The sequence below is a fragment of the Maritalea mobilis genome (assembly GCF_004363175.1).
GTDB classification, from domain to species: Bacteria; Pseudomonadota; Alphaproteobacteria; order Rhizobiales; family Devosiaceae; genus Maritalea; species Maritalea mobilis.
The window spans coordinates 844,138-869,992 of record NZ_SNYR01000002.1; the positions used below are offsets into that span (position 1 = coordinate 844,138).

A 25,855-nucleotide genomic window follows, 5' to 3' on the forward strand; every position below is an offset into this window, starting at 1 on the left:
CATTGCCCCCTTCGGGATTTGGATATGTTTGTGCCCATGACTGGGCGCGAGCTGAGTTTTATGGAACGATTTAAATCTGGCGAGCTGGAAGTGGAAGCTGGCGCAACGCTTATGCTTGAGGGCGCTACAAGTCCGCACATGTATACCCCGATTGAAGGGATGGGACTGCGTTACAAAACACTGGAAACCGGCAAACGGCAGGTCATCAATTTTGTGTTTCCCGGTGATTTTATCGGCCTGCAAGCCGGTTTGATGAAGGAGATGCAGCATTCGGTTGAAGCTTCCACTCCTATGAAATTATGTGTTTTTAATCGCAGCGAATTGTGGACCCTGTTTGAGCATCACCCTGAGCGGGCGTATGACCCCACATGGATTTCTGCGGTGGAGGAACATCTGTTGGGCGAAAGTCTCGCCATTGTTGGCCATATGAGCGGCAAAGAACGTGTGGCCCGGGCGCTGGTGCGTGTTCATGATCGCGCCTTTGCATTGGGCATGGTGAAAGAAAATAAACTGCCCCTCCCCTATCGCCAGCAGGATTTGGCGGACGCCATTGGGCTTTCTTTGGTGCACACCAACAAGACCCTGCAAAAACTGAAGGACCAAGGCGTCGCCGCCTGGCAAGATGGTGTGCTGCATGTGAAAGACTATGAAGGGCTGTGTAAATTGGCCAAGCTGGACGCGAAGCCAGACATAATGGTGCGCCCTTTAATGTAACATCGACAATAGCTTACCGTTTTTTGCGAAATCTTGCGGCACGCAGAAACATAAAATAATTGTCCGACAATGATCTAAATGATTGATTTAACTTTAAAAGCCTGAGATAGTTTCATTTCCGCCCTTTGAGCTGAGAACATGAAAAACAAAAAGCTTTTAAAGTGCTTATCCGTCATCGGAATAGCATTCATCGTGGTCATGATTGCAATGACTGCATTTCTGGCGATGTACTCATCGCTGGATACAATTTCCAAGGCGGGCTTCATCGTCGCTTCCTGCTCGGTCATCGGCCTCTTGGTTTGGGCGTTGCACACAATTCAATTGCTGTTGCGCAATAAGCCAGAAGAAGTGTTCGATATTTCAACCCCGACAGATATTTAAGGTCTGCTTAGTCGTTCTGAGAAGAACGGAGGCTATCCTCTTCCTGATCCAATGCGAGTTTTTTGCCGAGGTAAGATGCGGTAAAGCCTTGCAGCAGCAAGGATGAGACCACGACAACAAAGACGATATTGAAGAACACTTGAGAGATCGGCCCCGGTTCGATGATCGGGTAAATTGAAAGCAAGATCGGCACCGCGCCGCGCAGGCCCATCCAGCTTATAAATGTCAGTTCTTTGAACGAAAAGCGCGATGCGCCCAAGGTGACAAACACGGAAATGGGGCGCGCAACAAACATTAGGATTGCTGCGCAGATTAAAGCCGGAATAAGGGTGGTTGAGAGCTGGCTTGGGGTCACCAACAAACCGAGCAGCAGGAACACAAGAAGCTGCGCAATCCATTGCAAACCTTCGCTGAAATTCAAAATCCGATCAACCGGATGCACGAGCCTGTTTCGAACAACGGCGCCGGCAATATAAATTGCCATAAAACCAGAACCGCCGAGCATGCCCACAAAGCCGAAGATAAATAGGCCACCAACGAAGGCCAGCACCGGATAAAGCCCCACGGGGACCGGAAGCTTGTTCATCAAAGTGGTGAGCAACCACCCGCCGATCAAACCGCCAATGATGCCGCTGACGATTTGCACGATCACGATATAGGACGATCCCAACAGGCTGTTGGTGTCGAAATGATTGGAGGTTGCAATGAAGGCCGTGAGCGCCACGGTCAACCCAATGCTAACAGGATCGTTTAGCCCAGACTCTAAAAACAGCGTATCTTTGACTTTTTTCGGCACGCTAACATTGCCGTGTTGAAAAAGCATAAAGGTGGCAGCCGCATCAGTTGGGGCCACAACAGCGCCCAGCAAGAGGGCGGTTAAAATTGGGATGCCCAGCGCCAAATGGGTTAAGCCACCAACAACACCAACTGTGATCAACACGCCCGGCACAGCCAAAAGCAGCGCTGAAATAATCACCTTTTTGGGGATGCGCCGTTCGGTTTCGACGCCACCGGCAAAAAGGATCACGGCCAGTGCGATACTGCCCAGATCATAGGCAAGGCCAAAATCGTTAAATTCAATACCACCCGGCCCATCTTCGCCAGCCAGCATGCCGATGGCCAAAACGATCAACAAAAATGGTGTGCCAGAGCGTCTTGCCAATGGAAAGACGATGAGGCTCAGCAAAATCAAAAAGGCGATCAGCGTTAAAGTTGGATACACTTCGGTTCCCTAGTTTGGCCAGCATGTCGGGTTGGTGAAATTGAGCCTTTACCAACCTTTGCACGCAGTATGCCACAATTCATTTGCCGCTTATCGCATTAAATCTGAACTGGTCTGTGCGAAGTTGCACAATTTTCAAATCATATCGGGCAGCAAATTTTGATCGATATTTTGATCATCCAGCATCTTTTGATAGGCGGGACGGGCCATGGCGAGGTGTACCAAGTGATTCAGGTGCGGATAATGTTCGCCCGGCTTCTCCATTTCACGGGTCCAGCGGATCAACATGGCAAGGTAATAATCACACGCAAAAAACCGTTCGCCACAAAGGTGAGGTCCGTTTTCTTGCAAATGCCGATCAAGCACCTGCCACAGCTTGTCCAAACGTGCCTCAGACTCACGTACGAGCTTTTGCTGAACCTCTTCAATCTCAGTATAATGATCTGGATGCCACCAAATTGTCATAGCTTCCTGCACCGTGTTGGTGAGGTGTGTCATCCATTGCAGATATTGCCCTCTAAGTGGATCATCCGGGGCGGGGCTTAGGCCCGTTTCTGGATGTTGTTCAGCCAGAAATTGGCAAATTGCAGCACTTTCATAGATCGCTTTTCCATCGCCATGGATCAAAACAGGCACAGTGCTGTTTGGATTGAGTTTGCGATAGGCTTCGCTTTTAAGATAAGCGCCTTCGGCTTTGATCAGCTCAAATTCGCCACCAATATCGTGCAAAATAGCGTGCGGCGCCATGGCTGCGCTGCCAGCGTACCAGTATAATTTGTAGGTCATATTATCCTTTAAATTTCGGTCTTAGCGTCTGTCAGATTTTCCAAAATGAGCTTCTAGCCGCCCTTGGAACAGCTCGAACACAAAGCTGATGAACCAATAGATCAGCGCCGCAGTGATCAGCATTTCAAAATGCTTGAACTCGGAACGACCCAAAGTGCGCGCCAAATACATCAGCTCCATAATCCCCATGGCGGAAACCAAGGAGGAATCTTTCAACATGGCGATAAAATTGTTTCCGGTGGGCGGGATGATGATGCGAATGGCCTGTGGCAACACAACTTTCAGCATGATTTGCCATGGTTTTAGCCCCAGCGCCAAAGCCGCCTCTGTTTGCTCTTCCGGCACAGCTTGAATGCCTGACCGGAAAATTTCGGTCATATAAGCGCCGTAGCATAAGGACAGTGCGATCACACCTGACGGAATGGCATCTAAAATAATGCCGAGTTGTGGCAAGCCAAGATAGATCAGATAGACCTGTAGCAACAAAGGGGTGCCCCGGAAGAATGACACGTAAAATGTTGAGATCGCAAAGGCTGCGCCATTTTTTGAAAGGCGCATAAGCGCGCCGCATAAGGCGATGATGCTGGCGATGGTAATCGACAGGCCCGACACCAGCAAAGTGTATCCAACGCCTGTAAAAATGAGCAGCGGCAACCGTTCAACAATGAATGTGTAAGACAGGTTGAACGAATAAAAGAACACCAAAAACAGCGCTAAAAGCTCAAGCCAAAACACGATGACTTGCCACCTAAATGGCAAGAAGAGTACCAAGTGCACATTGAGCATAATCAGCGCTGCAATGAGCGCCGCTGCGATTGGGCCGGAAATGATCCAACTTTCGGGAAAGCTGAAATTGATCAGCACCGCGAAAAGAACAGCAAACAACAACACGCGCCGAACAAGCGCGTGTTGCATGATTGAAATGAGGCTAGCCACAAGCGTGCCCCAGATTATTCGGCTTGTGTGGACACAAGGTCCGCACCAAACCATTTCACTGACAGCTCTTTCAATGTGCCGTCTGCGCGCATTTCTTCAATGATCGCGCCCACTTTTTGCGAGAACTCATCGTCGCCTTTTGCAACAACAACTGCCAATGGCTCAAAGAACAAAGGTTCGCCCACAATGCGCAAAGGATAGTTGTTTTTCACCGCTTCCATAATGTTTGGCACAGAAGAAACGCCCGCATCCAACCGAACGCCATCGCCCAGACGCAAATCGTCCATTACGTTTGTATCGGTTTCATATGTGCGGATTTCGCCTGGCTCGATGAGAAACTCAAACGCAGGCGAATATTCTTCGTCGAGTTTGAGGGTTTGGTTCAGATATGACTCATAGGTAGAGCCAGCGCTGGCGCCGATTTTCTTGCCCATTACGTCTTCAACTGAGGTGTAAGGCGCATCTTTATGCACATAAAGCGCGGCAGGTGTGTAGTAATAAACGGCAGGGAAATTAAGCACTTCAGCACGCGCAGGCGTTGGCGTCATCGACCCAATGGCCACTTGCCAGCGCCCGCCCCATTTGCCAGAGGTGATCGCCTCCCATGCTGGGTTGATGAAACTCACTTCAACGCCCAAGCGCTCAGCAAGTTCTTTGGCTACATCAACGTCAAAACCTTCAAATTCACCCTGTGCATTCAAATATGATGCAGGCGGATATTCGGAGTTCGTCGCCACGATCATTTTCTTTTCGGCCATAACTTTATCCAACACTTCGCCCGCCTGTGCGAATGAAGTTAGTGCCGCTGCGGCAACAATGCCCGCCATCAATTTTGCTAGATTTTTCATTTTTATTTCTTCCAAAACAGCCTTCTTCTTTGTCCCACCGTTAAAACTATGCGAGGCAGTTTTGGTTGGCAAGAATTATTTTACATCTGTATAATAAGTGAATTGTTTTCCGCTCAGATTGTTTGAGGTTGCAAACTGATTGCAGCTTGATAGTTTGGATATGTTGTTAGATTGAACTGCGAGAAAGCGACTTGCCTGCTAAAGCAAAACATTCGCCGAAATATGAGCGCCTCGACGCAGAGGTGCGGCGCGAAAAATTGATTTTGGCGACCATCGAAGCGGTGGGCGAAGTGGGCTATTCCGCGACAACGGTGCGGGAAATTTGCCGGCGTGCAGAGGTTTCGCCAGGACTGTTGCGGTTTCATTTCTCCGGCAAAGCTGAACTCATCTTTCATGCTTATGAGCGATTGCTAAATGACTTTATTGCGAGCTTGCTTGATGCTGTTCGCGAAGGTGACAAAGAACCGCGCGAGCGATTGGCTGCCTTTGTTGAAGCGTGTTTTAGCGCTGATGGCTCATCGGAACATCGCCTCGCAATGATGCTGGCCTTTTGGAGCGAGCTGCGCCACACACCTGAAATTCGGGCCCCTGCCACCAAAATGTTCGCTGCATATCGCAAGGAACTCATTGAAGTGATCGAGCAGGTCGCACAAGTTGAAGGCAATGCTGACGAAGTTGACGCGGGCCTTGTCGCCATCAGCCTCACCTCGTTGGTTGATGGATTATGGCTTGAACGCAGCGTTAACCCGCAAGGCTTTTCACTCGAAGATGCCAAGCTGGCTTGCTACGGCCTATTAGACGGTTTTCTATTCTGCGGCACCAACGAGCAATGGCTGCAAGAACGCGCTGCAGGCCGCAATATCGTTTATCACGACTAGGCTTTTGCTGTGGTAAGGCAGGTCATGGAAAACTAAGTGCCGGACTCCGTCCCATAAGCAACTAATTTATAAGTATTTTTACAAAACCAAACGGCATTTTCGCAATCTCCGTCCGTTCAATTTCGATTCAAATATTGCATTGACAGTTGTAACTCAATCTAGTCTCATAATCGAATTAAGCAGCGTTCGCATATACTCGCGCTCGCTCTTTATGCATTACTTTAAAACTAAGGAGATCAATATGGTTGATGTATTTAAAGCCTGGACCGATTCTGAGTATTTCGATTCACTGACAGACATGCAAAAAGCTGAAGTTCCAGCGAATCCGGCCGGGTCAATCGATCTATCTATGGCGGCGCTTGGCTCTGTCTCAGGCGCGAGAATGGCCGCATCATGCACTGGCTGTGCTTGCTGCTACTCGACAACTGTTGGTTGCCCAAAAGGCGATTCAAAAGTCTCTGGCTAGCACATTATTTGGCGCGCAGTTTTGCGCGCCATTTTTATTTATACTGGAAGTAAAATGGATGCATCGCGTAGTAAGATTGTATCGTTGGATAAGACTTGGCCAGCAGCATTAAATTTAAGAGAACGCAAACTTTTAAGACAAAAAAATCCTGACATATCTTCTGACATTGAACTCGGCACCAAGCGTATTGCTGCTTGGGATAGTGGTCTTTTATCGATTGGCGACCAACCAAAAAGCCTGCTCGGAAATTACCTCAATGTCCTCGGCTTAAGCCAGCCAGAGGCAATTGATATTCTTGGCATTGATCCAGAATTTCTTGCTGTTGATGTTGCCCCTCCAAAGTGGGTGGAACGCATTCAGGCCAGCTTAGATTGTCCCGCGCTTGGATTTGAACTTGATTTCGAAGCTGCAGCGCGGCATGTCGAGCCAGCAGATTTTATGCCATTCATTCGCGCTTTTGCGCTTCATGCTGCACAGCGTGTTTTTGCACACACCAAAGATTTAAACTTAGACGGAAAAGAGCGTGTAATCTCCTCCGCGCTAAAAGGTTTAATCGAGACACTTCTTACACAATCAGCGCGCGTTCTACTTGTGGAATTTCAAGCGCGGAATTTAAGCCGCCAGCTTGAAGGCGAAACTGATATAGATCGCTATCAAGCCTTTTTGAAAATGCTCGATACGGCTACTTATAGAGCCGATCTACTTGGTCGTTTTCCCGTGCTCGCGCGGCGGTTGGACATCAGCTGTGAAAATTGGGTCCGCGCAACGGCTTTGCTTATCCAGCGACTTGATCATGATTGGGATGCGTTGATCGAGACTTTCCATTTCTCAAAAGACAGCCAAATCGAGAAGGTGGAAGGAGATTCTGGCGATAAGCACAAAGGTGGCCTATCCGTTGTTGTTGTACATCTGAACGATGGACAGCGGGTGGTTTACAAACCGCGATCAATTGAAGTTGAGCGTCGTGTGCATGATGTTTTTCGCGCTGCAAATAAATTGGGCGTGACTGATCTCAAAACTTGGGCACTGCTGGAGAGATCAGACTATGGCTGGGTTGAATTCTTATCCACGGTAGATTGCACCACGCAAGATCAGATCAAACGCTATTATGTGCGCGTGGGCCATTTGCTCGCAGTTATGAATTTTCTGGGTGCTGTGGACCTGCATCATGAAAATATGCTGGCGCTTGGCGAATTTCCTGCCGTTATTGACTTTGAAACAATCCTATCTCCGCCTTTGGAACTCGTTCCGAATGTATACGCACCTTTTGTGCCGCTTATCAGAGATAGCGTAGTGACAACGGGCCTCATTCCTGTAGGGCAAGAATCATCTATGCGTGGCCTTTCCGGCATTGCCGATAGCGATAAAGGCGGTCAAATGATCAGCCAGACGCTTCAAAAGGTGGGTACGAATGAGATGCGCTATGAACGCACGCTTGTTCAGATGGAAGACAATAAAAACATCATCCGCTTAAACGGCAAGCCAGTTTACGCAGCAACGCATCTTAAAGACATTATTGCAGGTTTCGAAGCTGCCTATAGATCGCTCGCTGACGGGCTCTCAACAGGCGCATTGAACGAAGTATTTGACGCGCTTTCTGGCGTCGATATCCGCATATTAATTAGAAATACAAAAACATATGCGGTTGTCCTATCTGAAACTGCTCATCCCACCCTTTTGCGGGATGCGTTTGATCTGGAAAAGCATTTCAGCCAGTTGATCAGCCCCAATAATATTAGCGCCTTTTTGGAAAAGGTTCTGTTGTCGGAGTTAGATGATCTTCAATCTGGCGATGTTCCCTGGTTTGGCGCAAAACCAACGGAAGCTGATATTTTTGATGCGCGCGGCAAAAGCATTTCAGGCGTGTTGCAACGCAGTGGATGGGATCATACCAAGGAACGGCTATCACGTGTCGGCGAAATGGATTTAGCGCAACAAATTGACTTCATCGCGTCATCATTTTTCTTGGATAATCACGATCTGCAAACCGTTCAATCGATAAAAGATGACCGCTCGCCAACCACGCTTCGGCATCGTGACCACATTTCTGTGACGGGGGCCACAAGGCAGGACCGGCTTTTATCTGCATGTAGCAACGTGGTGACAATGCTGCGCGATGGCGCGCTGCAAAGCGATAAACACACGGTTTGGCTTTCACTTGCCACGATGGAAGGGCCTGCTTTTTCCGGACTAAGCCTGGAGCGCGGCATAGCAGGCATTGCGCTTTTCTTAGCTGAATATGACCGGGTCACAGGCACCGAAACGGATTTGACCGCGCAAGCCGCCAACACATTTTTGGCAATCGTGAATGAGTTCTTGCATGAAACCGAGTCGACTGGCGGATATTCGGGTAATGGGGGCGCTTTGTGGGTCGGCAGTCGGCTGCATCAACTTGGCATTTTTGATCTACGCCCTCACCTGCCCAATTGGCTAAACCGGACCCAAAAACTTATTGAACATGAGGCAGAGTTCGACATCTATTCCGGGTTAGCTGGTCTTGGACTATCGTGCCTTTCGGTTGAATGTGTTTTCCCCGGCTCCGGTGCTTTAAGGCTGGCAACAGAATGTGCTGAAAGATTAATGCGCGAGGCCATTCAGCTTCCCGACGGCGGTGCAGTTTGGCCAAGCAAAGGGCAAACCCCATCGCCAGAAAATCCAGCATTCGCTGGCTTTTCTCATGGTTCATCCGGATTTGCATTGTTTCTGAGTGAATATGCACGCTTCACCCAAAATGATCAGTTTTTGGCGCTGGCAAACGCGGCACTTATATATGAGCGCAGCGCTTATTCGCCCGAACATGGGAACTGGGAACGGTTTAGACCCGAAAGCGAATTCGATGGTGAGCGGGTATATCAAGTCGCTTGGTGCCATGGGGCCGCGGGCATTGGCCTAACGCGGAAACGTTTGTTGCAACTCGGCATCGACTATCCCGAAGGGCAGCCCCTTTCAAAGAGCGCCTTGTCGACAGATTTTGAGATTGCAAAAAATGCGATTTTGGAACGCCGACATGGCGGCAATCATACGCTTTGTCACGGGCGACTTGGCAATTGCGTAATTGGCCTCAATCTCACATCGAATGAAGACGATCCGCAACGCGTTCTTTTTGAAAGTACCATCGACGACATGATCGAAGAGATTGGTTCCGGCAATGTGGTTTCTGATATGCCGTTTGGCATTATCCCTTCAGGTTTTCTGACCGGGTTGGCGGGCATGGGATATGGCCTTTTACAGTCCGTATCGGGAGTTAAAATGCCTGACGCGATGAGCTTGGAGCTACTCTGATATATGGTTCGTGCCAATCGCAAATCAGTTAAACTCGTCCGCCAGCTGGCTGCGCGAGACTGCGGCGCGGCATGTCTTGCCATGATATTGACCTATCACGGCAGAGAAACAACGTTGGCACAAGCCAGAGAACTAACGCCAGTTGGTCGAGATGGCATTACCGCAGCGGCGATTGCCATTGCGGCAAATTCAGAGGGCCTTGAAACAAAAGGTCGGCTACTCAAGCCCGGCTTTGATTTGTCGAACTGTAATTATCCTTTAATCGCACATTGGCGCGGCGACCATTTTGTGGTGATCAGCGCGGCAGATGCAAAAGGCGTCAAATTGTTCGACCCGGCAATTGGGACAAAGCAGATTTCGCTTGAGCAATTCTGGGAAGAATTTTCTGGGGTGGTGCTTGAATTTTCGGCCACGCAGGCACTCTCACTTCGCAAAAATGAAGGCCGTCATGTCTGGGCGCAATATTGGGCCACAATTCGCAATGCACCGCACTTAAAGCAGCGGCTTTTCGAAGTGATCGGCATGGCTACTTTGCTGCAACTTTTGCTGCTTTCAAGCCCAATAATAACTTGGCTAATTGTCGACAAGGTTCTTGGAGAAAGCCAACCAGATTTGCTGACCGCCGTTGCCTTGCTCGCTGTTGTGATTGTTGTCACAACATGGGGCAGCCGCATATTGCAAAGCTTTTCGCTGCTTAAACTACGGCAACGCATCGACAGCTATCTTGAAGAATCCTTTGTGGCCCACACCATGAATTTGCGCCTCGATTTTTTCGAGGCTCATGGATCAGGCGATATGCTCAGCCGGTTTTCTGCGGTCTCCATTGTGCGGCAGGTCATGACAGAGAGCCTAGTCACCGCATTGCTAGAGGGCGCTTTTTTGCTTGTCTACGCCGCAATTTTGCTTTTTGTCGCCCCTCTGTTTTTGTTGATCATATTTATTGCAGGCCTAATTTACCTGCTGCTCCTTTGGATCAGTTGGGGCTGGCTACACTCGCTTCGACAATATGAAATTGAAACCGGCGCTCAACAGCAATCAATCCTCGTGCAGGCGATTGCCGGGATTGAAAGCATCAAGGCATTGGGCGCTGAACCGCATGTCGTTTATAAGTGGAAAGAAAAATTCCGCGCATTTATGGATGCCAGCATCAAGTCAAATCGCGCGACACAATTAATGGCATCGTTTGGACCTGTTGTGAGTCAGGCTGTGAATTTCAGCTTGCTTATTCTGGGTGCCTCACTGGTGATTTCTGGTACCTACTCATTGGGCACTATGCTGGCCATTGTTGGCATTGGCGTAATGGCTATTGCGCCATTCCAAACAATTATGCTGGGCGCGCAACAGCTTGTTATGGCGCAAACCCATGTTGAACGGCTGCTTGAAGTTCTCAACACGCCCGTTCCCGAGGAGATGCGCAAGGACACATCATCATCGGTGAGGGAAAAAATCGATTTTTCTGGCAACATTGAACTGCAAAATGTGAGTTTGCAATATACGCCAGATTCCCAACCTAGTTTGCGCAATATAGACCTAACAATTGAACCGGGTACCACAGTTGCTATTGTTGGTCCCAGTGGTTCCGGCAAAAGCACCGTTTTGCGTCTCATGCTGGGATTGGCACACCCGACAAATGGCGAAATATTTTTCGATGGAAAAAATGCTTCAGCATTGGATATGCCGCATTTGCGCGAGCAAATGGCCGCCGTTATGCAAAAGCCCTTTATGGTTGGCGGCAGCTTGCGCGACAATATTCTTGTCGGCAACAAATATATAAATGACGAAGATCGTGAAGCGCGGGTAGTGACAGCCGCGAAAAGTGCTGGGCTGTGGAATGAGATTCAGGAAATGCCGATGGGACTTTCCACAATCATCAGCGAAACCGGCAGTGGCCTCTCTGGTGGTCAACTTCAACGTTTGTCATTGGCGCGCGCCTTCGCGCGTGATCCGGCCATCCTATTTTTGGATGAAGCGACCAACAGTTTAGACACGCTGAGCGAAGCATTGATCGGAGATGCCATCGCCAATGCTAATTGCACCGTAGTCGTGGTGGCGCATCGGCTTTCAACAATTCGTGGCGCGGATAAAATCATCGTTCTTAATCAAGGCAGCGTCGCTGAACAAGGTACGCATGAAGACCTTATTGCCCTTGATGGCGTTTATGCGACGCTCGTAAAGAGCCAATCATTGGAGTGAATGAGATGAGCAATCAGCAGTGGTGGAGCTATGGGCTCTTTATCAATGAGCTTAGCGGCACAGCAGATGATGTCGAGATTTTGCCCCATAAAGAAATTGAACTGCAAATGCTTGGCGATCTCAAATCAAAGGAAGATTGGGACACTTGTTGCGCCTTGTTGGGAACAGATAAAAAAAGCCTGGTTAAATTTTATGCTGCTGGCCCCACACAGCGCATTCCGCTCAATCCCGATACGCCACATTGGGCAAGGCCGCTAAAAACTCCAGATGCACAACTCAACGAATTGGCTGTTATGCGCGATTGGGCCAGAGACAGCAAAACAAGCACATTGATCGAGCCTTTGGTACAAGAGGTTTGGGATGAAATTGGCGACTTCTTGGTTCATCTCGATGAGATGTGCCCTGACCATGACATTGTTAAAGGTGCACTACAAAAGCTGCTTTATGTACTCGACCAAAATATAGCCTGCTACTCTCCCTCCGAAGGTAAAGAAGTACCTGATCCTGTTGAGTTTTGGCAAAGCCGGCCAGCTGCGCTTAGACATGCGCGGGATGTTTCCGGTGCATTTTCCAAAACAGTAAGCCGCTTTAAATCAGCACTAAAATCTGCACCCAGCAACGTAAACTTGGCTGCATTGGAACATTTGTTTATCGAGCCGCTAGATATGCATCGTGGCGGTACAACTGTTGTGCTTGCTGAAGGCGCGGGTGTGTTACATCCTCGCGCGGCTTACCCCTATACTTTGTTTTCGAACATTCTCGATTTGCTTCAAGCCCAAGGCATGATGAAAAATTGGCGCATGCCACAAATTTCTCAGTGTGACGAAGGAACTTGGGTTGAGTGGATCGACGGGAAGGATCTCAATGATCTTGATGAAAATACCTTGCAAAATTTGGCGCCTGATTTGGCAGAGTTTGCCACAATCATGTGGGTATTCGGCGCGACGGGCATAGAACCTGAGGGCATATTGCTTTCCGATGGGAAACTGGTTTTGGCGCAGATCGACGGGATCATTGCACCAGTTCTTGGCAAGCCGGATCACCTTAAAGATCTTAAGACCATCATTGGCATGTTTTTTGACCCTGACAGCGAAGATGACGAGACATTAAAATTAGAATTGACACCCGCTTGCACTGCGCGCGCACTCAGCGTTTTTGAGCATTTGCCTAAAGTGCTAAAAGCACTTGGTGAGCTGCAGCTTTCAGATGGCTATGTTCGGACTTTTATTCGTCCTATGGAAGTTTACTCCTACCTGCTGTGCAATGCGCCAATGCTTCGTGACGCTGGGGACATGATTGCACGTGAGGTCTTTTTTACCCAATTGCGCAAACTGCCAACAGCATTTGACGATCACGACACATTGTCGCTTCTGAAAGCCGAAATGAGTGATTTACGACAAAATAATCTGCCATATGCGACAGCTACACCAGATGGTCTTGAGGTGTTTTTGTCGCAAAACACCTCAATTGGTAATTTAATCTCACAGTCTGGCCTCGATCAGGCCAAATTGCGCGGAAAAAGGCTCGCAAAAAAAGCGCAGAATATTTTGTCTGCGATTTAGTCGAGGTTGGCTGTCGCTAATTTGCCAGTTGGTAGATGCGGCGGGCATTGTCGGCGAAGATCAGTTGCTTGTTTTCAGCGCTTTCTTCTTGGAAGATTGAGTGGGTAATTGCCAGCCAATCGGGTAAGCCATCGGCCATGTTCACGACGGGCCAATCGCTGCCCCAAACGCAGCGGGTGGCGCCGAATTGCTCAATGGCATATTCGATGTATGGCCGCACTGCAGTTTCTCTGTCTTGATCCGGGTTGCAATAGGCGACTACGCCTGAGATTTTGCAAGCGACATGCTCAAGTTTCGCGAGTTCGGCAATATGGTGTTTCCATTGCTGCATGTCGCCACCAGCTACATTTGGCACGCCACAATGATTGAGGATGAGCTGTGTGTTGTCACACGCTTTTGCCAATTCAATAGCGAGCGGAAGCTGGCTTTCAAGAAAACACATATCGAATGTTTTTCCATGTGCGCCAATTTTTCGAACATTTTGCCTGAACGTTTGATCTTGAGATACGGCGTTATCGACGACGTGCAAGATGCGACGGTACCCGCTGATCAACGGGTTTTGTGCAGTCTGTTCCAGCCAGTCGTCAAAATCCTTGGCGTTCTCAGGAAAGGCTGCCGCGATAATGCCAGCCATATTGTTGGAACTATCTGCGGCCAGCTCTAAGGCAAACTGGGTTTCGTCACGATAAAAAGCCTCATCGACGCCAGTTTCCATGAAAATGGTGGCTTCGACTTGTTCACCAACTAAGCCCGCATATGTGTCTACATCATAAGTTTTTTCGTTTAGCACCGGAATATCATTGGCCCATGAATAGCCAAATTTTTGCGGGTACATGAGATGTTGGTGCGTATCGATCAACGAAGTCATTCCGTTAGCTCCAATTGTTAAATTGTGTTTGGCTTTGAGTTATGGGCATGGATCAATTGTCCAGCTTTTATGCTTTTGGTCGCGATGCCGACAAATGCGCCGCTTTGCATGATCTCATCGCCTTGTTTTATGCGACATCGGGCAATTTTTGAACCAACACCGGCATTGTGATCGAGGCTAATTTTGTTGCCTTCAATAGACACCAATTGGCCAAACCGAATTGGACGCGCGACAGATAAAACATTATCCGCATTATTCAACAACAACAGACGCGCATCTGTTTCTCGGTGACCTTTGGCCTCTTTGCTCACCATTTTACTGCTTTCAAATTTGTGCCCTCATGTGCATTGATGAACATTGCATTAGAACTTCCCAAATTGCAGGTAGGCTTCTTGCGGATCGGTGCCCGACAGAATGGCCGTACGCACCTTGTTTTCGGTGTTCATCGCCTCTTCGGATTTTGCGGTGATGTCTTCGACATGGCTTTTTGGCACACGCACCATGCCATCCAGATCACCCAGCAAAAAGTCGCCAGGTTGGATCAAAACGTCGCCAATGATGATGTCGACATCGAACCCGGTTGGCAGCCAGTGCCCCACCACATCGCGGGGGGTGTGAAACCGCCGCCAAGCTTGAAAGCCCTGCGCTTTCAGGAAGTGCGTATCGCGAATGCCTCCATCGATCACACAACCCAACACGCCTTTAGACTTTAAGGTCTCTGAGGATAGTTCGCCCATATGCGCGATTGTGTGGTCATGTGGCTGTGAAACCCATATATGTCCGGCCTTTGCTTTTGACAGCAGGTCCGTCCATTCCAGAAGTGTTTGATGACCATCTGCGGTTTCATCCACGCACCCTTCAATGGTGAAAACAGGACCACATAAAATTTGATCTGGCAGCAACGCGGTCAGCTCTTTGGGAAGGGTGAAATTTCGAAAACCCTCTTTGCGCATAATGTCGTGCACAACGCCAGTGTAACATTGGCTCAGCGCGTCAGTTAAAGCTTTGATATTGGACATAGCTCACTCTTTTCTTTTACGACCGCGCATCAAGTGATCACAGCCGAAAGGCCATCGACACTGCGGGATTTGATGGCGTCCATATCCCAATCGATGCCCAATCCAGGTTCGCTTGTGGGCACGCCGTGACCATCCTCAATTTTCATCTTCGAATGGGTGAGTTGATCAAGCTGCGGGATATATTCAAGCCAATTTGAGTTGGGCACGGCGCAACACAGGGAAACATGCAGCTCCATCAAGAAATGCGGGCAGACAGCAACATTATAAGCTTCCGCCATATGTGCAACTTTGAGCCATGGGGTTATGCCGCCTATCCGCGCCACATCAACTTGAACAATCGAGGCCGCATCGCGACGTAGATATTCATTAAATTGCGACAGCGAATACATGCTTTCGCCAACGGCAATGGGCACCGTTGTTGATGCTGCAAGATTTTCATGGGCGCCGACATCGTCCGCGTGCAGCGGTTCTTCAAACCATGCCACATTGAACTCTTCAAGCATGCGCGCGCGACGACGTGCCTCTGACAAAGAAAAACTTTGGTTGGCATCGGTCATGATTTCAAAACGGTCACCGACTGCGTTTCGAACAGCGCTCAATCGCGCCTGATCATCCGCACCCAGCTTGTGACCAATTTTGATCTTTGAGCCTTTAAAGCCATCGCTTTGCCGCGCAAGGGCGTCTTCTGCCAATTGTTCTGGTGTCAAATGCAGCCAGCCGCCTTCGGTTGAATAGAGCTGGATACGATCCTTTGCGCCGCCTGCCATTTTATAAAGCGGCAAACCTGCTTTTTTGCATCTTAAATCCCACAGCGCCGTATCAATCGCCGCTAATGAAAGCGATGTGATTGCGCCAACACTTGTCGCATGGGTTGCAAACAAACTCTCCCGCCAAATTGCTTCAATGTTTGAAGGGTCGCGACCGATCAGTTTGGGCAGCAAAGTCTTGTGCAAGAGCGACATGATCGCTGGGCCACCCTGCCCGATTGTATAGGAATAGCCGATGCCCACTGCGCCATCGCTATCAGTTATTTTGACGATGGGCGTTTCCTGGCTTTCGAAACTTTGAATGGCGTCGGTCCGGCGCACTTTGGGCGCCAGATCAACCATTTGAATTTCTATGCGTTCGATCTTAGCCATGGTGCGGGCCGAGCACATTTTGACCGGTCGATGCATCAAACACATGCACGCGATCCAGCGAAAGATTGAAGTTCAAACGCTCGTCCCCTTCAATCGGCCGTGGATTGAGCATTTTACCTTGCACCTCTTTTGTGCCGATTTGAGAGAACAAAATGGTTTCCGTGCCCAAAGGCTCGGAGATTGAAACTGTGAGATCAAAACTCACCGTTTCACCTGAATCCTTCATGCCATGATTTTTCGGTGTGAGATCGTCGGGGCGTATGCCAACAATAACATACTGCCCAACTTGAACATGCGCCTTAGCGCGATTGGGCACTGGGATGGTGATGTTGTCCGCGAGTGCGATTTGGTTTTCGCCACCCTCCCCGGCAATCACTTTGCCGTCGAGTTGGTTCATTGGCGGGCTGCCGATAAAGGACGCCACGAATGTGTTCACTGGATGATCAAACACTTCGAGCGGTGTGCCCACCTGCTCGATATGACCATCGCGCATGATCACGATCCTGTCGGCCAAGGTCATCGCTTCCACTTGGTCGTGGGTCACATAGATGATGGTGTTGTTGACCCGTTTGTGGAGCTTCTTGATCTCTGTGCGCATTTGTACGCGCAATTTGGCGTCCAGATTGGACAGTGGCTCATCGAACAAGAAAACATCGGGGTTTCGCACAATGGCACGGCCCATGGCAACACGTTGACGTTGCCCGCCTGACAATTCAGCTGGCAAACGGTCCATCAACATGCCAAGGCCAAGAATTTCGGCGGCTTCTTCAACCCTTTTGTTGATTTCGCTGTCGCTATGTTTCGCAATCTTTAGGCCAAATCCCAAATTGTCGCGCACGGTCATATGCGGATAAAGCGCATAGTTTTGGAACACCATTGAGATGTTGCGATCGCGCGGCGGCAATTTGTTGACAACGCGATCACCGATTACAATTTTGCCGTCAGAAATCTCTTCCAACCCTGCAATCATGCGCAAAGTTGTGGATTTGCCGCAGCCAGACGGGCCGACCAAAACAACAAATTCTGAGTGGCGAATTTCGAGGTCAATCGCATGAACAACTTCGAGCTGGCCATAGCGTTTAACAACTTGCTGGAGTGATACTTCAGTCATTTTTATCCCTTTACGCCGCCAAATGTGAGGCCTGCAATGAGGTGTTTTTGTACGATAAATGTCAGAATGAGTGCTGGTGTGATGATGATAAATGCCATCGCACACATGCCGGCCCAGTCTGTCGTGAATTGGGCGATAAAATCGGTGAGGCCCACAGGCAACGTTTTGCTGTTTGTGGAGCGCGTCAGATTGCTGGCCAGTGCAAATTCGTTCCAACTGGTGAGGAAAGCGAAAATACCGGCTGAGGCAATGCCCGATTTGGCGAGTGGAAATTCAATTTTCCAAAATGCCTGCCAACGGGTGCATCCATCCACTTCGGCTGCTTCGGCCAATTCCTTCGGGATTTGCCGGAAAAAACCGTCAATCAACCAAATGGTGAACGGCACATTGAGCGCGACATAAACAAGGATCAAGCCAAACTGGGTGTCGATCCACCCCAAGCGGGCCCAGACGATAAAGACAGGCAAGCTAAGGGCAATGCCCGGCACCGTGCGCGACAGCATCAAGCCCAAAAACAGCGTGTCTTTGAATTTAAAGCGATAGCGGGCGAAAGCATAACCACCAGAGATGCCCACAATGATCGCGATTGCGGTGCTTGTGGTTGCGATGATGATTGAATTGCGGAAATAAGCCAAAACCGGGATCGCGATTTGTGTTTCACCAATGCCGAAGATCGCTCGAAAATTATCGAGTGTAAGGCGTTGCGGAATCCAAATGGCAGGCTTTGCCAAAATTTCTTGTAGCGGGCGGAAGCCAGATAAAATTACCCAGAGCCCCGGCGTTGTGATGATCAACATGACGATGAATGTGACAACCCAACTGATAATGGATTTTGTTTGCGTACTCATTATTGTGCGCCTCCCATATAACGCCGGGCTGCGACGAGCTTTGAGAAGAAATAGTAAGTGAAGGCGATCGACAGGATAATGGAGACATAGGCCATTGCATTGGCCATGCCCATATTTGCACTGTCATAACCTGTACGGGCAATAAGCGTCCAAAGCAGTTCTGTGCGCCCTGCTGGGCCGCCGCCTGTCATTGTGTCCACCACATCATAGGCGCGCGCCACATCAAGCGACCGGATGGTCATCGCGATGTAAGCGAAGGGCATGAGAAATGGCAGCGTGATGTGCCGGAAGGTTTGCCACGCATTGCAGCCATCCACTTGGGCTGCTTCCAGCGGGTCTTTTGGCATGGCGAAAAGTCCTGCCAACAACAGGATGGCGAAAATGCTGGTGCTCATCCAAATTTCTGCAAAGGCGATTGCCCCCATGGCCAGCCAGCCATCAACTAGCCATGGAATGGCAGCGTCGGTGATGCCCAAAGCCTGCAGCGCATTGTTGAGAATGCCCACATTGTCGTTGAAGATAAATTTGAACTGGAAACCCACCAGGATGGGTGAAAACATCATGGGGAACATCATAATGGTGCGCATTGTGCGCTGGCCCCATGTGACCTTATTGATCAAGAGCGCGATGCCCAGACCCAAAAGAAACTCAAGATTTATCACAACCGCGAGAAAGCCAACGGTGCGGAAAAATGCTACCCAGAAATCCCAGTCGCTGAAAATACGCACATAGTTTCTGAAGCCAACAATCTTAAACAAAGTGTCGGGCCGCGTTAGCTTATATCCGGTAAAACTTGTGTAGAGCGAGAAGATCAACGGAAACAGCACCACGATCAAAATCATGATCACTGCAGGCAACAGCAACACATAGGGTGTAGCTTGCTCCGAGAACATCTTCCTTTTTATGTTCGTCAAAACTGACATGTTTTCTCCAACAACCTATTTGCCATGCGGCAAGTTGAGTGGGGTCGAAACCCCACTCTCGGTTTAAAGGCTATGCGAAACGCTTAGCTTTCGTCTTCAATGAGTTGGTTTGCAGCCGCTGCGGCGTCATCCAGCGCTTGTTGTGCTGTTTTTTCGCCTACGATTGCTGCCTGCAATTGAGGGAACAACTCGTTTGAGATTGGAATCCACAAATGTGTCGGCGGAACTGCAAATGCATCTTCAGCCATTGATGTGCCGAAGGTTTCAAACACATGCACCAACCAATCGTCACCTTTTGCTTTAGATTCCTCAATGATCGCTTCTAGGGCATCAGGACGCGTTGGCAACAAGCCGGTGCGTGCCTCAACCATTTGGCTATCAAAGTTGGTAAGGAAGGTGATGAAAGACGCTGCAGCTTGCTTGTTGTCACACGCTTCAGTGATGGAGAATGAGTGTGAGCCAGACCAACCGGTGCGCTTGCCGCTTGAGCCTTTTGGCGCGCGGATCAAGCCAACATCGCCCTGGATTTTGCTGTCTGCACTGTTGAAGAATGATGCCCAGCCGCCCCAGTCAAGGCTTAGAGCAACGGTGCCTGAGGCAAAGCCTAGACCCGTTTCATCCCAAAGATAGTTTGGCACGCCTGCAGGAACCGCTTTGGCTTCATAAAGGTCGACGAACCATTGTAGCGCCCGCACGCCTTCTTCTGAGTTGAAAGCAACTTTGCCGTCACTTCCAAAGAAGCTGCCGCCCTCTGCAACCAACATTTCATAGAAGCGCCCGGAGATGCCTTCGTCTTTACCCACATATTGGGTGCCATAGAAGTTTGGCGGATCAGCGAAGAAGATCGCCTGATCTTTCACCTGATCCCAAGTCTCTGGTGGCGCCAGATCATAGCCATATTCAGCTTTAAAATCTGCTTGGTTCTTCTCGTCCTCATAAAGAGATTTGATGTAATAAAGGTTCGACACATCAGAGTGACGCGCCAATTGTACCAAGCGGCCATCGACGGTGCTGGCCTTGTTCACATTGTTAGAAATGCTGCCAATCACATCGTCTGGCAGAATTACGTTCAAGTCGACATAGAGCGAACCATATTGTGGGGCAAAGCTTGTGTGGTTTGAACCAACGCACCAATTGATTGAGCCAGACGCGATATCTTGTTTAATCTCGCGATCTAGTTCGAAGTGGTTTTTCCGTGAAAGGATTTCCACTTTGGCGCCTGTTGCCGCCTCCCATTCGGGGATGCGTGTATATAGCGGCTCATATTGTGCGCCACCGATCAGTTTTACACGTAATGTGTATCCGTCAAATTCACCAGCGCTTGCGCCGCCTGCGAACATAGTGACCGCCGTAGCACCTGCTAACAGTGCGGTCGATAGTTTACTAAACAATCCCATCATTTCCTCCCTTGGTGATAGATTGAATTAGACCTCCATGAGATTAAACTCACGGTTAATTTCGGCATTGTGCTCGCCAATTGACGGCGCGGGCCGAGAGCTCTTCAACACATCGCCATTGATGCGAATTGGAGAGCGAATTGCTTTCATGGAATGACCTTCCCCAAGATCGAGATCTTGGAAGAAGTCCAGATTTTTGAAGCTTGTAGATTTGAAAAGCTGCGGCCAGTCCAAAACCTCAGACGCCCACACATCGTGGGCCACAAAGATTTCCATCCAATAGCTGGTGGTTTGTGTTTTCAAATGGTCGGCCAAAATGGTTTTGATCTCGTCGCGCTGCTCAAACCATTGTTTTTCATTGTCAAACGCAAGAAGCGCATCACAGCTTATGAACGCACCGAGCTTATCAACTGGGGTCATCGCAATGGCGATAAAGCCATCTTTGGTTTGATAAACCCCATAAGGCGCGGAAAGATATGCGTGCGCATTGTTCACTTCGCTGCGCTGCGGCAACCGCTTTTTCTCATCATTGAGATGGGTTGTGAGCACTTCGAATTGGAAATCGACCAATGCTTCCAGCAGGCTTGTTTGCACATGCACGCCCTGACCATTGCGCGCGCTGTTGATCAGTCCTGCCAAGATGCCCTGCACAGCGATATTGCCTGCAAGCTGGTCTGCCACGGCCAAACCCATTGCTGTTGGCGTGTCCTCCGCATTGCCGCTTAGCCAAAGCAGGCCAGATCGCGCTTGAGCCAAGAGGTCTTGTCCTGGCAGATTTTGCCAATCCCCCTCCTCGCCATAACCAGATATAGAGGCATAAACGACCTTGGGATTTATCGCCTTGACCTGATCATAATCGAGGCCAAGTTTTTTCATAATACCAGGCCGGAAGTTTTGAATGATCACATCTGCCTTCGCACAAAGTGCTTTGACGCGCTCAAGGTCTTCCGCATCTTTAAGATTCGCCGAATAGCTTTGCTTGTTGCGGTTGATTGCGTGAAAAAGTGTGTTCGCGCCATGCACCTCAACATCTGTCAGATAGAGATAGCGGCACAGGTCGCCGACTTCTGGCCGTTCAACTTTGATCACGCGCGCGCCCATATCTGCAAGCTTTAGACCTGCCAGTGGCCCAGCCAGGAACTGGGAAAAATCAACCACCAGCAGGCCATCCAGCATTCCTTTATCGCGGGTATCGATGGTTGGGGTCATCGAAAGCTCCTTTGATAAAGGTCATTCACCTTCGCTGCGGCATCCGCTTCGGTAGCCTTGCCCATCAAACAATCGCGCACCACGTCGCCCGCCACATCTTGAAAGCCCATATAGCCTTTATGGCGTGGGCGTAGATAAGATTTTTCAAGCGTTTCTAAGGTGTTCAGGAAGAAATTGTCGGTCTGCTGATTGCAATCCTCGTTCAGCCAAGACCGCACATTTGCAGGCTGTCCACCTGCTTGAAAGAAGGCACCGCTTTGGCATTCTTCAGATGCGATCCAAAATGCATATTGTAACGCAATGTCTTTGTGCTTTGTGCGCGCTGAAATGGCGATGCCTGTTCCGCCAATTGGCGAGCCAATTGGACCGTTTTCCCCGAATGCGGGAATATTCGCCACACACACACGGTTTGGACGGAAGCCTACGCGGGAATAGTTGGTATATCCATATAGATATGGGCAATATGAATGACTGTTCCGGCAGGAAAGCCACTCATAGGCACCGATGGGGTCGAGATCGAAACTCTCGCGGGACAAGTTGAGGCTTACCCGGCGCAGCTCAGTCAGCGCGTCTGCGCCTACTTTTGGATCAACGCCAATATCTTCTTTGCCAAAGTCGCTGCCGATGTTGGCCAATATATTGAAATAGCTCATCAGGGCATTGATCGGGATGAGTGGCCAGATCACTTTATTCGCCTCGGCCAAAGCAACAACCTCATCCCATTTCTGTGGCGCTTCATCCAGCAAGTCTGGCCGAAAGGCTGATACTGGGGTCGCCGCATCAATTGCCAATGCCCATTGCTTCCCGTCAAAATTGTAGGAAGGATGAGATACACCACATGATTGCGCTTCAAGCGTTTGAAGTTCAGCGTCATAACCTTGCCCATCAAACTGGAGCAACAGTCCTGTTGCGGCAATATCGCCAACATGGGGGTGGTCGATGACCATCAGATCATATTCGTCGGCCATATCTTCAATTGGCCGATCAGCAAATGCCTGCAGTGATCGCTTTTCCCAAACAATCCGAATTTTTTGGTCACTTTGATCGGCGAAAACCTCTGAGGTGACAACCATGGGATCAAACCCACGTGCGTGATCCCAAGTCATGCCTTTAAGTGTGGTGATCTCATTACTCATTTACGAAACACCTGCTTGTCGGCTCTGGCTGCTCTTTTCGGGCTGCCCGTCTTTATATTTCACTGTCATCAAATGCTCGCAGTACAGCACTTGAACGCCCTCCTCCTTAAAGACGCTGTAGCTCACTTTAACGAGCCCCATATCGTCATATTTAGGCTCCTTGGAGAGGTTCTCGCGGATGGTGTAGATGGTGTCGCCAATGAATACTGGCTTGATAAAGCGCAGGCGGTCATAGCCATAGGAAAATGAATTTACGCAATTGGTGGCCGCCAAGCCGAGGCCATAAGAAAACACTTGCGCGCCAGCGACCAAGCGCTTTCCGAAAACACCTTCTTTTTCGGCAAAATGCTGATCTGCAACATAAGGGTGAAGATCCATCACCATCATGTTGAACTGCATGGCCTCGCCCTCAGAAATCGTGCGACGCAAACTTCTAATTTTGTCGCCAACTTCAAAGTCTTCGTAATACCAATTTTCAGCGTTCCATACCGGGATAGAGCCGTGCTCAGCTGGCATGTCTTCCTGCGGCCGAGCGTGTCTACCAATCTCAATTGCCATGCTCATGTCCCTCCCAATTCTCAGCAACATAAGCTTGACTATTTCATATGTCAAATCTATTTTTATATACAAAAGTATACAGGAGCGACCTATGCAAGAAGTGCCACGTTTTTTTGAGAGCTTTGAAATTGGTGAAACCCGCAAAACCCTTGCGCGCACCATCACTGAGACTGATTTTGTCGTTCATGCCGGCCATAGCGGAGATTTCTTTCCGCACCATATGGATGCAGAATTTTGCAAGACCCAACCCTTCGGCGCCCGCATTGCCCACGGCACCATGACCTTCACAATCGGCATTGGCCTCACCGCCACCACCATCAACCCGCACGCCATGACCTACGGCTATGAACGCCTACGCTTTCCAAAACCCGTGTTCATCGGCGATACCATCCACACGGAAATCGAAATCACAAAAGCGCAGATCGATCCCAAACGCGAAGGCTACGGACAGGTGGTGGAAGCATGCAGCGTCAAAAACCAAAACGGCGAAACCGTCCTGTTCTGCGAACATATTTTGCTCGTGAAGAGAGAGTAATATTGCTGTTAAGGGCAATAGGTGCCGCTGAAGTTTGAGACATGCAACCGTTAGATCGTGCCGCACGCCCGCTTGCTCAGGCGATTAAAACAGCACCGAGCCAATGCATCACCATACTGGATTGCAAAATGTGTAATAAGCTATTGCGCACGCCTTTTAGCATTCAATTTCATAGTCACCTGATTACCCCCTTCAATTAGCCTTACGTGATTCCTCCCCTGAACAGAGTATGGGCCGAGGCCGTGTGTCCACATAAATTTAGTTCAATCTATTTGGTGGAGAAGGCATATGAATTGGCATCGTGTTGTTTTGGCTTTTTGCAGCCTGCTTCTTTCAGGCTCAACATCTTTTGGTGCCGAGATTAAGTTGATCTCGATGCATTATTCTGCGGATCGGTTTGCGCCACACATTCGGTTTGAAGGTCCGGTGGTTGCTGGAGACAATGAAAAGCTTGTTCAGTTAATCGAGCGATATATTGAATGTGACACCGACGATCTGCCCGTTGAAGGCGGCAATTGTGGTGTGATTAGCTTGAATAGCCCGGGCGGCAATTATCGTGAAGGGCTTATGCTGGCCAACACACTGCGTCAATTTTCAATCGCAAGTGTCGTGCAAGCGGGTGACTATTGTTATTCTGCATGTGCCTTCGCCTTTTTGGGCGGCTCTGGCTATTCCACGCAAATCTCAGTTGGCACTTATGTGGATCGAATGGTTGAACCCGCTGCCACTTTGGGCTTTCACGCACCTTACATTGCAGCGGATTCTTTGGATACGCTTGTTGCTGAATTTGGCATGGAGGAAGTGCTCGGTTCTACGCGAGATGAAATCGCCCTGATGATCCAAGAATTGGTGTCATGGAACGTGGACAAGCAAGTTCTGGCCTATATTGTCAGCATGGGGCCTGACCAAACCTATGATGTTGTTTTGGGCGAAGATTTTTATCTCACCCGCTCTCAATTGCCACCTGCGCCAGTTTCATTTTGGAATTCTGATAAAGAAGATCGCGTGCGCAACGCCTGTATCTATCTGCTGGCGCACCACTTTTCTCGGCTACCAAGCGGTTTTGACGAGATTTTTGACATGCCGTTTCTGGAAAACTTCGCGAAAGATTCCAACGGACAGATGCTGAGTGGTTATCAGCTCGATCACGCAAACCCGTTGCAACTAAGCTATTGTGGATTGCCGACCGCGCAACTTAAACAAACCGATGAATTGGACATCGCGCTTTATAATGGCCCAGGTGTGACCGGCGCCGTCACGCCGCTTCTGTCCATGTTTAGCCGCAATAGTGGGTGGTCAACTTTGGGATTAGGTGGTTCAGCTACACAACGGATTTTCCAGCGCGATGCGATGACACAGGCGTTCACCAACCCCACCCAAGTTATTGATGGCAGCGTTTTACTGTTCACTTATTATTTGCAGCAACGCCGTTTTGCAACGCTCAACGAACTTGGTGAAATCGAAAGTAATCTCCCCCTTCCTGCTACTGATCTATCGATGCAAGTCATTGACCAATCTGCATATTCACGCATTTTGCAGCGCGATAATCTGAGCATTATTGAGCAGGTCGGCAGCCCTTTATTGTTCAATATGGGCAAGTCTGAATTCCCCACAATGAACATGAAGTTTACCCATCAATCGATTTCTGAAACCGGCTTTATATTTGCTGGTAAATATCCAAACTCGGGTGCCAAATTTGCTTGGGTTGGTTTGTTGAATGATTATTCAAGCCTGATCCGCATTGAAGAAATTGCGCCGGATGGGTCAGACGATTTTACTTCCCTCTATCAAATTGCGTGCAGCTATTCCTTTGCTGGCGTGCAGCTCAAATGTGCGAATTGAGG

The 25,855-nt window shown here is 49.3% G+C and carries 24 protein-coding genes; 9 read left to right on the forward strand and 15 right to left on the reverse strand.

Annotation, left to right across the window (positions count from 1 at the left end; translation table 11 throughout):
• Positions 1–24: 24 nt before the first annotated feature.
• Together ATL17_RS11930 and ATL17_RS16945 are read left to right on the forward strand one after the other, a co-directional pair.
• Positions 25–714, forward strand: coding sequence for a Crp/Fnr family transcriptional regulator (locus tag ATL17_RS11930; protein ID WP_208111192.1), 690 nt, complete (start codon positions 25–27; stop codon positions 712–714).
• Between the two features lie 207 nt (positions 715–921).
• The gene (locus tag ATL17_RS16945) at positions 922–1,095 is read left to right on the forward strand and encodes a hypothetical protein (protein WP_166639016.1); all 174 of its coding nucleotides are present in this window, start codon (positions 922–924) and stop codon (positions 1,093–1,095) included.
• 7 nt (positions 1,096–1,102) lie between these two features.
• Here ATL17_RS16945 and ATL17_RS11935 read toward each other — a convergent pair whose 3' ends face one another.
• From ATL17_RS11935 to ATL17_RS11950, 4 genes are all read right to left on the reverse strand, one after another.
• A complete protein-coding gene (locus ATL17_RS11935; protein WP_133573017.1) occupies positions 1,103–2,317 on the reverse strand; it encodes a potassium/proton antiporter in 1,215 nt (404 codons plus the stop codon).
• A 135-nt stretch (positions 2,318–2,452) separates the two neighbouring features.
• The gene (locus tag ATL17_RS11940; RefSeq protein ID WP_133573018.1) at positions 2,453–3,103 is read right to left on the reverse strand and encodes a glutathione S-transferase family protein; all 651 of its coding nucleotides are present in this window, start codon (positions 3,101–3,103) and stop codon (positions 2,453–2,455) included.
• Positions 3,104–3,124: 21 nt separating this feature from the next.
• Complete coding sequence (locus ATL17_RS11945) at positions 3,125–4,039, reverse strand: amino acid ABC transporter permease (protein WP_246028695.1); 915 nt, start codon at positions 4,037–4,039, stop codon at positions 3,125–3,127.
• Between the two features lie 14 nt (positions 4,040–4,053).
• Positions 4,054–4,887, reverse strand: a complete 834-nt coding sequence (locus ATL17_RS11950; protein WP_133573019.1) for a transporter substrate-binding domain-containing protein — start codon at positions 4,885–4,887, stop codon at positions 4,054–4,056.
• Positions 4,888–5,078: 191 nt separating this feature from the next.
• On the opposite strand from ATL17_RS11950, the gene ATL17_RS11955 reads away from it, so the two are divergent.
• From ATL17_RS11955 to ATL17_RS11975, 5 genes are all read left to right on the forward strand, one after another.
• A complete protein-coding gene (locus tag ATL17_RS11955; protein WP_133573020.1) occupies positions 5,079–5,765 on the forward strand; it encodes a TetR family transcriptional regulator C-terminal domain-containing protein in 687 nt (228 codons plus the stop codon).
• 241 nt (positions 5,766–6,006) lie between these two features.
• Positions 6,007–6,231 carry a mersacidin/lichenicidin family type 2 lantibiotic gene (locus ATL17_RS11960; protein WP_166639018.1) on the forward strand — a complete coding sequence of 75 codons (225 nt, stop codon included), beginning with the start codon at positions 6,007–6,009 and terminating at the stop codon, positions 6,229–6,231.
• Between the two features lie 54 nt (positions 6,232–6,285).
• Positions 6,286–9,513, forward strand: a complete 3,228-nt coding sequence (gene lanM, locus ATL17_RS11965; protein WP_133573022.1) for a type 2 lanthipeptide synthetase LanM — start codon at positions 6,286–6,288, stop codon at positions 9,511–9,513.
• A 3-nt stretch (positions 9,514–9,516) separates the two neighbouring features.
• Entirely contained in the window at positions 9,517–11,706 is a 2,190-nt protein-coding gene (locus ATL17_RS11970) for a peptidase domain-containing ABC transporter (protein WP_133573023.1), read from the forward strand.
• Between the two features lie 5 nt (positions 11,707–11,711).
• Complete coding sequence (locus ATL17_RS11975; RefSeq protein WP_133573024.1) at positions 11,712–13,268, forward strand: hypothetical protein; 1,557 nt, start codon at positions 11,712–11,714, stop codon at positions 13,266–13,268.
• Positions 13,269–13,284: 16 nt separating this feature from the next.
• On the opposite strand, the gene ATL17_RS11980 is transcribed toward ATL17_RS11975, so the two are convergent.
• The 11 genes from ATL17_RS11980 to ATL17_RS12030 all read right to left on the reverse strand — a co-directional run bounded on the left by ATL17_RS11980 (position 13,285) and on the right by ATL17_RS12030 (position 23,476).
• Positions 13,285–14,136 carry an amidohydrolase family protein gene (locus tag ATL17_RS11980; protein ID WP_133573025.1) on the reverse strand — a complete coding sequence of 284 codons (852 nt, stop codon included), beginning with the start codon at positions 14,134–14,136 and terminating at the stop codon, positions 13,285–13,287.
• A gap of 17 nt (positions 14,137–14,153) precedes the next feature.
• On the reverse strand, positions 14,154–14,450 hold the full coding sequence (locus ATL17_RS11985) for an SAF domain-containing protein (RefSeq protein ID WP_133573026.1): 297 nt from the start codon (positions 14,448–14,450) through the stop codon (positions 14,154–14,156).
• A 48-nt stretch (positions 14,451–14,498) separates the two neighbouring features.
• Positions 14,499–15,155, reverse strand: coding sequence for an RraA family protein (locus ATL17_RS11990; protein WP_133573027.1), 657 nt, complete (start codon positions 15,153–15,155; stop codon positions 14,499–14,501).
• A gap of 29 nt (positions 15,156–15,184) precedes the next feature.
• Positions 15,185–16,294 carry a mandelate racemase/muconate lactonizing enzyme family protein gene (locus tag ATL17_RS11995; RefSeq protein ID WP_133573028.1) on the reverse strand — a complete coding sequence of 370 codons (1,110 nt, stop codon included), beginning with the start codon at positions 16,292–16,294 and terminating at the stop codon, positions 15,185–15,187.
• Entirely contained in the window at positions 16,287–17,405 is a 1,119-nt protein-coding gene (locus ATL17_RS12000) for an ABC transporter ATP-binding protein (protein WP_133573029.1), read from the reverse strand. The genes ATL17_RS11995 and ATL17_RS12000 overlap by 8 nt, the downstream gene beginning before the upstream one ends.
• A gap of 2 nt (positions 17,406–17,407) precedes the next feature.
• The gene (locus tag ATL17_RS12005) at positions 17,408–18,253 is read right to left on the reverse strand and encodes a carbohydrate ABC transporter permease (RefSeq protein ID WP_133573030.1); all 846 of its coding nucleotides are present in this window, start codon (positions 18,251–18,253) and stop codon (positions 17,408–17,410) included.
• Positions 18,253–19,146, reverse strand: a complete 894-nt coding sequence (locus ATL17_RS12010; RefSeq protein WP_133573178.1) for a carbohydrate ABC transporter permease — start codon at positions 19,144–19,146, stop codon at positions 18,253–18,255. Before ATL17_RS12010 ends, ATL17_RS12005 begins: the two co-directional genes overlap by 1 nt.
• 113 nt (positions 19,147–19,259) lie before the next feature.
• The gene (locus tag ATL17_RS12015; protein WP_133573179.1) at positions 19,260–20,573 is read right to left on the reverse strand and encodes an extracellular solute-binding protein; all 1,314 of its coding nucleotides are present in this window, start codon (positions 20,571–20,573) and stop codon (positions 19,260–19,262) included.
• Between the two features lie 27 nt (positions 20,574–20,600).
• A complete protein-coding gene (locus tag ATL17_RS12020) occupies positions 20,601–21,782 on the reverse strand; it encodes a CaiB/BaiF CoA transferase family protein (RefSeq protein ID WP_133573031.1) in 1,182 nt (393 codons plus the stop codon).
• Positions 21,779–22,918, reverse strand: coding sequence for a type 2 periplasmic-binding domain-containing protein (locus ATL17_RS12025; protein ID WP_133573032.1), 1,140 nt, complete (start codon positions 22,916–22,918; stop codon positions 21,779–21,781). Before ATL17_RS12025 ends, ATL17_RS12020 begins: the two co-directional genes overlap by 4 nt.
• The gene (locus tag ATL17_RS12030) at positions 22,919–23,476 is read right to left on the reverse strand and encodes a MaoC family dehydratase (protein WP_246028696.1); all 558 of its coding nucleotides are present in this window, start codon (positions 23,474–23,476) and stop codon (positions 22,919–22,921) included.
• 91 nt (positions 23,477–23,567) lie between these two features.
• Between ATL17_RS12030 and ATL17_RS12035 the strand changes: the two genes are divergently transcribed.
• Together ATL17_RS12035 and ATL17_RS12040 are read left to right on the forward strand one after the other, a co-directional pair.
• Positions 23,568–24,011 (forward strand): MaoC family dehydratase, encoded by a 444-nt coding sequence (locus tag ATL17_RS12035; RefSeq protein WP_133573033.1) that lies wholly within the window; start codon positions 23,568–23,570, stop codon positions 24,009–24,011.
• A gap of 288 nt (positions 24,012–24,299) precedes the next feature.
• The gene (locus ATL17_RS12040) at positions 24,300–25,853 is read left to right on the forward strand and encodes a COG3904 family protein (protein WP_133573034.1); all 1,554 of its coding nucleotides are present in this window, start codon (positions 24,300–24,302) and stop codon (positions 25,851–25,853) included.
• The last annotated feature ends 2 nt before the right edge of the window (positions 25,854–25,855 follow it).

What these genes read in the sequence shown, in the direction of transcription:
- ATL17_RS11985 (WP_133573026.1), bottom strand. Translation starts at nt 14,450, where the DNA reads ATGGTGAGCAAAGAGGCCAAAGGTCACCGAGAAACAGATGCGCGTCTG.
- ATL17_RS11970 (WP_133573023.1), top strand. Translation starts at nt 9,517, where the DNA reads ATGGTTCGTGCCAATCGCAAATCAGTTAAACTCGTCCGCCAGCTGGCT.
- ATL17_RS12030 (WP_246028696.1), bottom strand. Translation starts at nt 23,476, where the DNA reads ATGGCAATTGAGATTGGTAGACACGCTCGGCCGCAGGAAGACATGCCA.
- ATL17_RS11980 (WP_133573025.1), bottom strand. Translation starts at nt 14,136, where the DNA reads ATGACTTCGTTGATCGATACGCACCAACATCTCATGTACCCGCAAAAA.
- ATL17_RS12020 (WP_133573031.1), bottom strand. Translation starts at nt 21,782, where the DNA reads ATGACCCCAACCATCGATACCCGCGATAAAGGAATGCTGGATGGCCTG.
- ATL17_RS11990 (WP_133573027.1), bottom strand. Translation starts at nt 15,155, where the DNA reads ATGTCCAATATCAAAGCTTTAACTGACGCGCTGAGCCAATGTTACACT.
- ATL17_RS12000 (WP_133573029.1), bottom strand. Translation starts at nt 17,405, where the DNA reads ATGACTGAAGTATCACTCCAGCAAGTTGTTAAACGCTATGGCCAGCTC.
- ATL17_RS12005 (WP_133573030.1), bottom strand. Translation starts at nt 18,253, where the DNA reads ATGAGTACGCAAACAAAATCCATTATCAGTTGGGTTGTCACATTCATC.
- ATL17_RS11960 (WP_166639018.1), top strand. Translation starts at nt 6,007, where the DNA reads ATGGTTGATGTATTTAAAGCCTGGACCGATTCTGAGTATTTCGATTCA.
- ATL17_RS12010 (WP_133573178.1), bottom strand. Translation starts at nt 19,146, where the DNA reads ATGTTCTCGGAGCAAGCTACACCCTATGTGTTGCTGTTGCCTGCAGTG.
- ATL17_RS16945 (WP_166639016.1), top strand. Translation starts at nt 922, where the DNA reads ATGACTGCATTTCTGGCGATGTACTCATCGCTGGATACAATTTCCAAG.
- ATL17_RS11950 (WP_133573019.1), bottom strand. Translation starts at nt 4,887, where the DNA reads ATGAAAAATCTAGCAAAATTGATGGCGGGCATTGTTGCCGCAGCGGCA.
- ATL17_RS11940 (WP_133573018.1), bottom strand. Translation starts at nt 3,103, where the DNA reads ATGACCTACAAATTATACTGGTACGCTGGCAGCGCAGCCATGGCGCCG.
- ATL17_RS12025 (WP_133573032.1), bottom strand. Translation starts at nt 22,918, where the DNA reads ATGAGTAATGAGATCACCACACTTAAAGGCATGACTTGGGATCACGCA.
- lanM (WP_133573022.1), top strand. Translation starts at nt 6,286, where the DNA reads ATGGATGCATCGCGTAGTAAGATTGTATCGTTGGATAAGACTTGGCCA.
- ATL17_RS11930 (WP_208111192.1), top strand. Translation starts at nt 25, where the DNA reads ATGTTTGTGCCCATGACTGGGCGCGAGCTGAGTTTTATGGAACGATTT.
- ATL17_RS12015 (WP_133573179.1), bottom strand. Translation starts at nt 20,573, where the DNA reads ATGGGATTGTTTAGTAAACTATCGACCGCACTGTTAGCAGGTGCTACG.
- ATL17_RS11995 (WP_133573028.1), bottom strand. Translation starts at nt 16,294, where the DNA reads ATGGCTAAGATCGAACGCATAGAAATTCAAATGGTTGATCTGGCGCCC.
- ATL17_RS12040 (WP_133573034.1), top strand. Translation starts at nt 24,300, where the DNA reads ATGAATTGGCATCGTGTTGTTTTGGCTTTTTGCAGCCTGCTTCTTTCA.
- ATL17_RS11975 (WP_133573024.1), top strand. Translation starts at nt 11,712, where the DNA reads ATGAGCAATCAGCAGTGGTGGAGCTATGGGCTCTTTATCAATGAGCTT.
- ATL17_RS12035 (WP_133573033.1), top strand. Translation starts at nt 23,568, where the DNA reads ATGCAAGAAGTGCCACGTTTTTTTGAGAGCTTTGAAATTGGTGAAACC.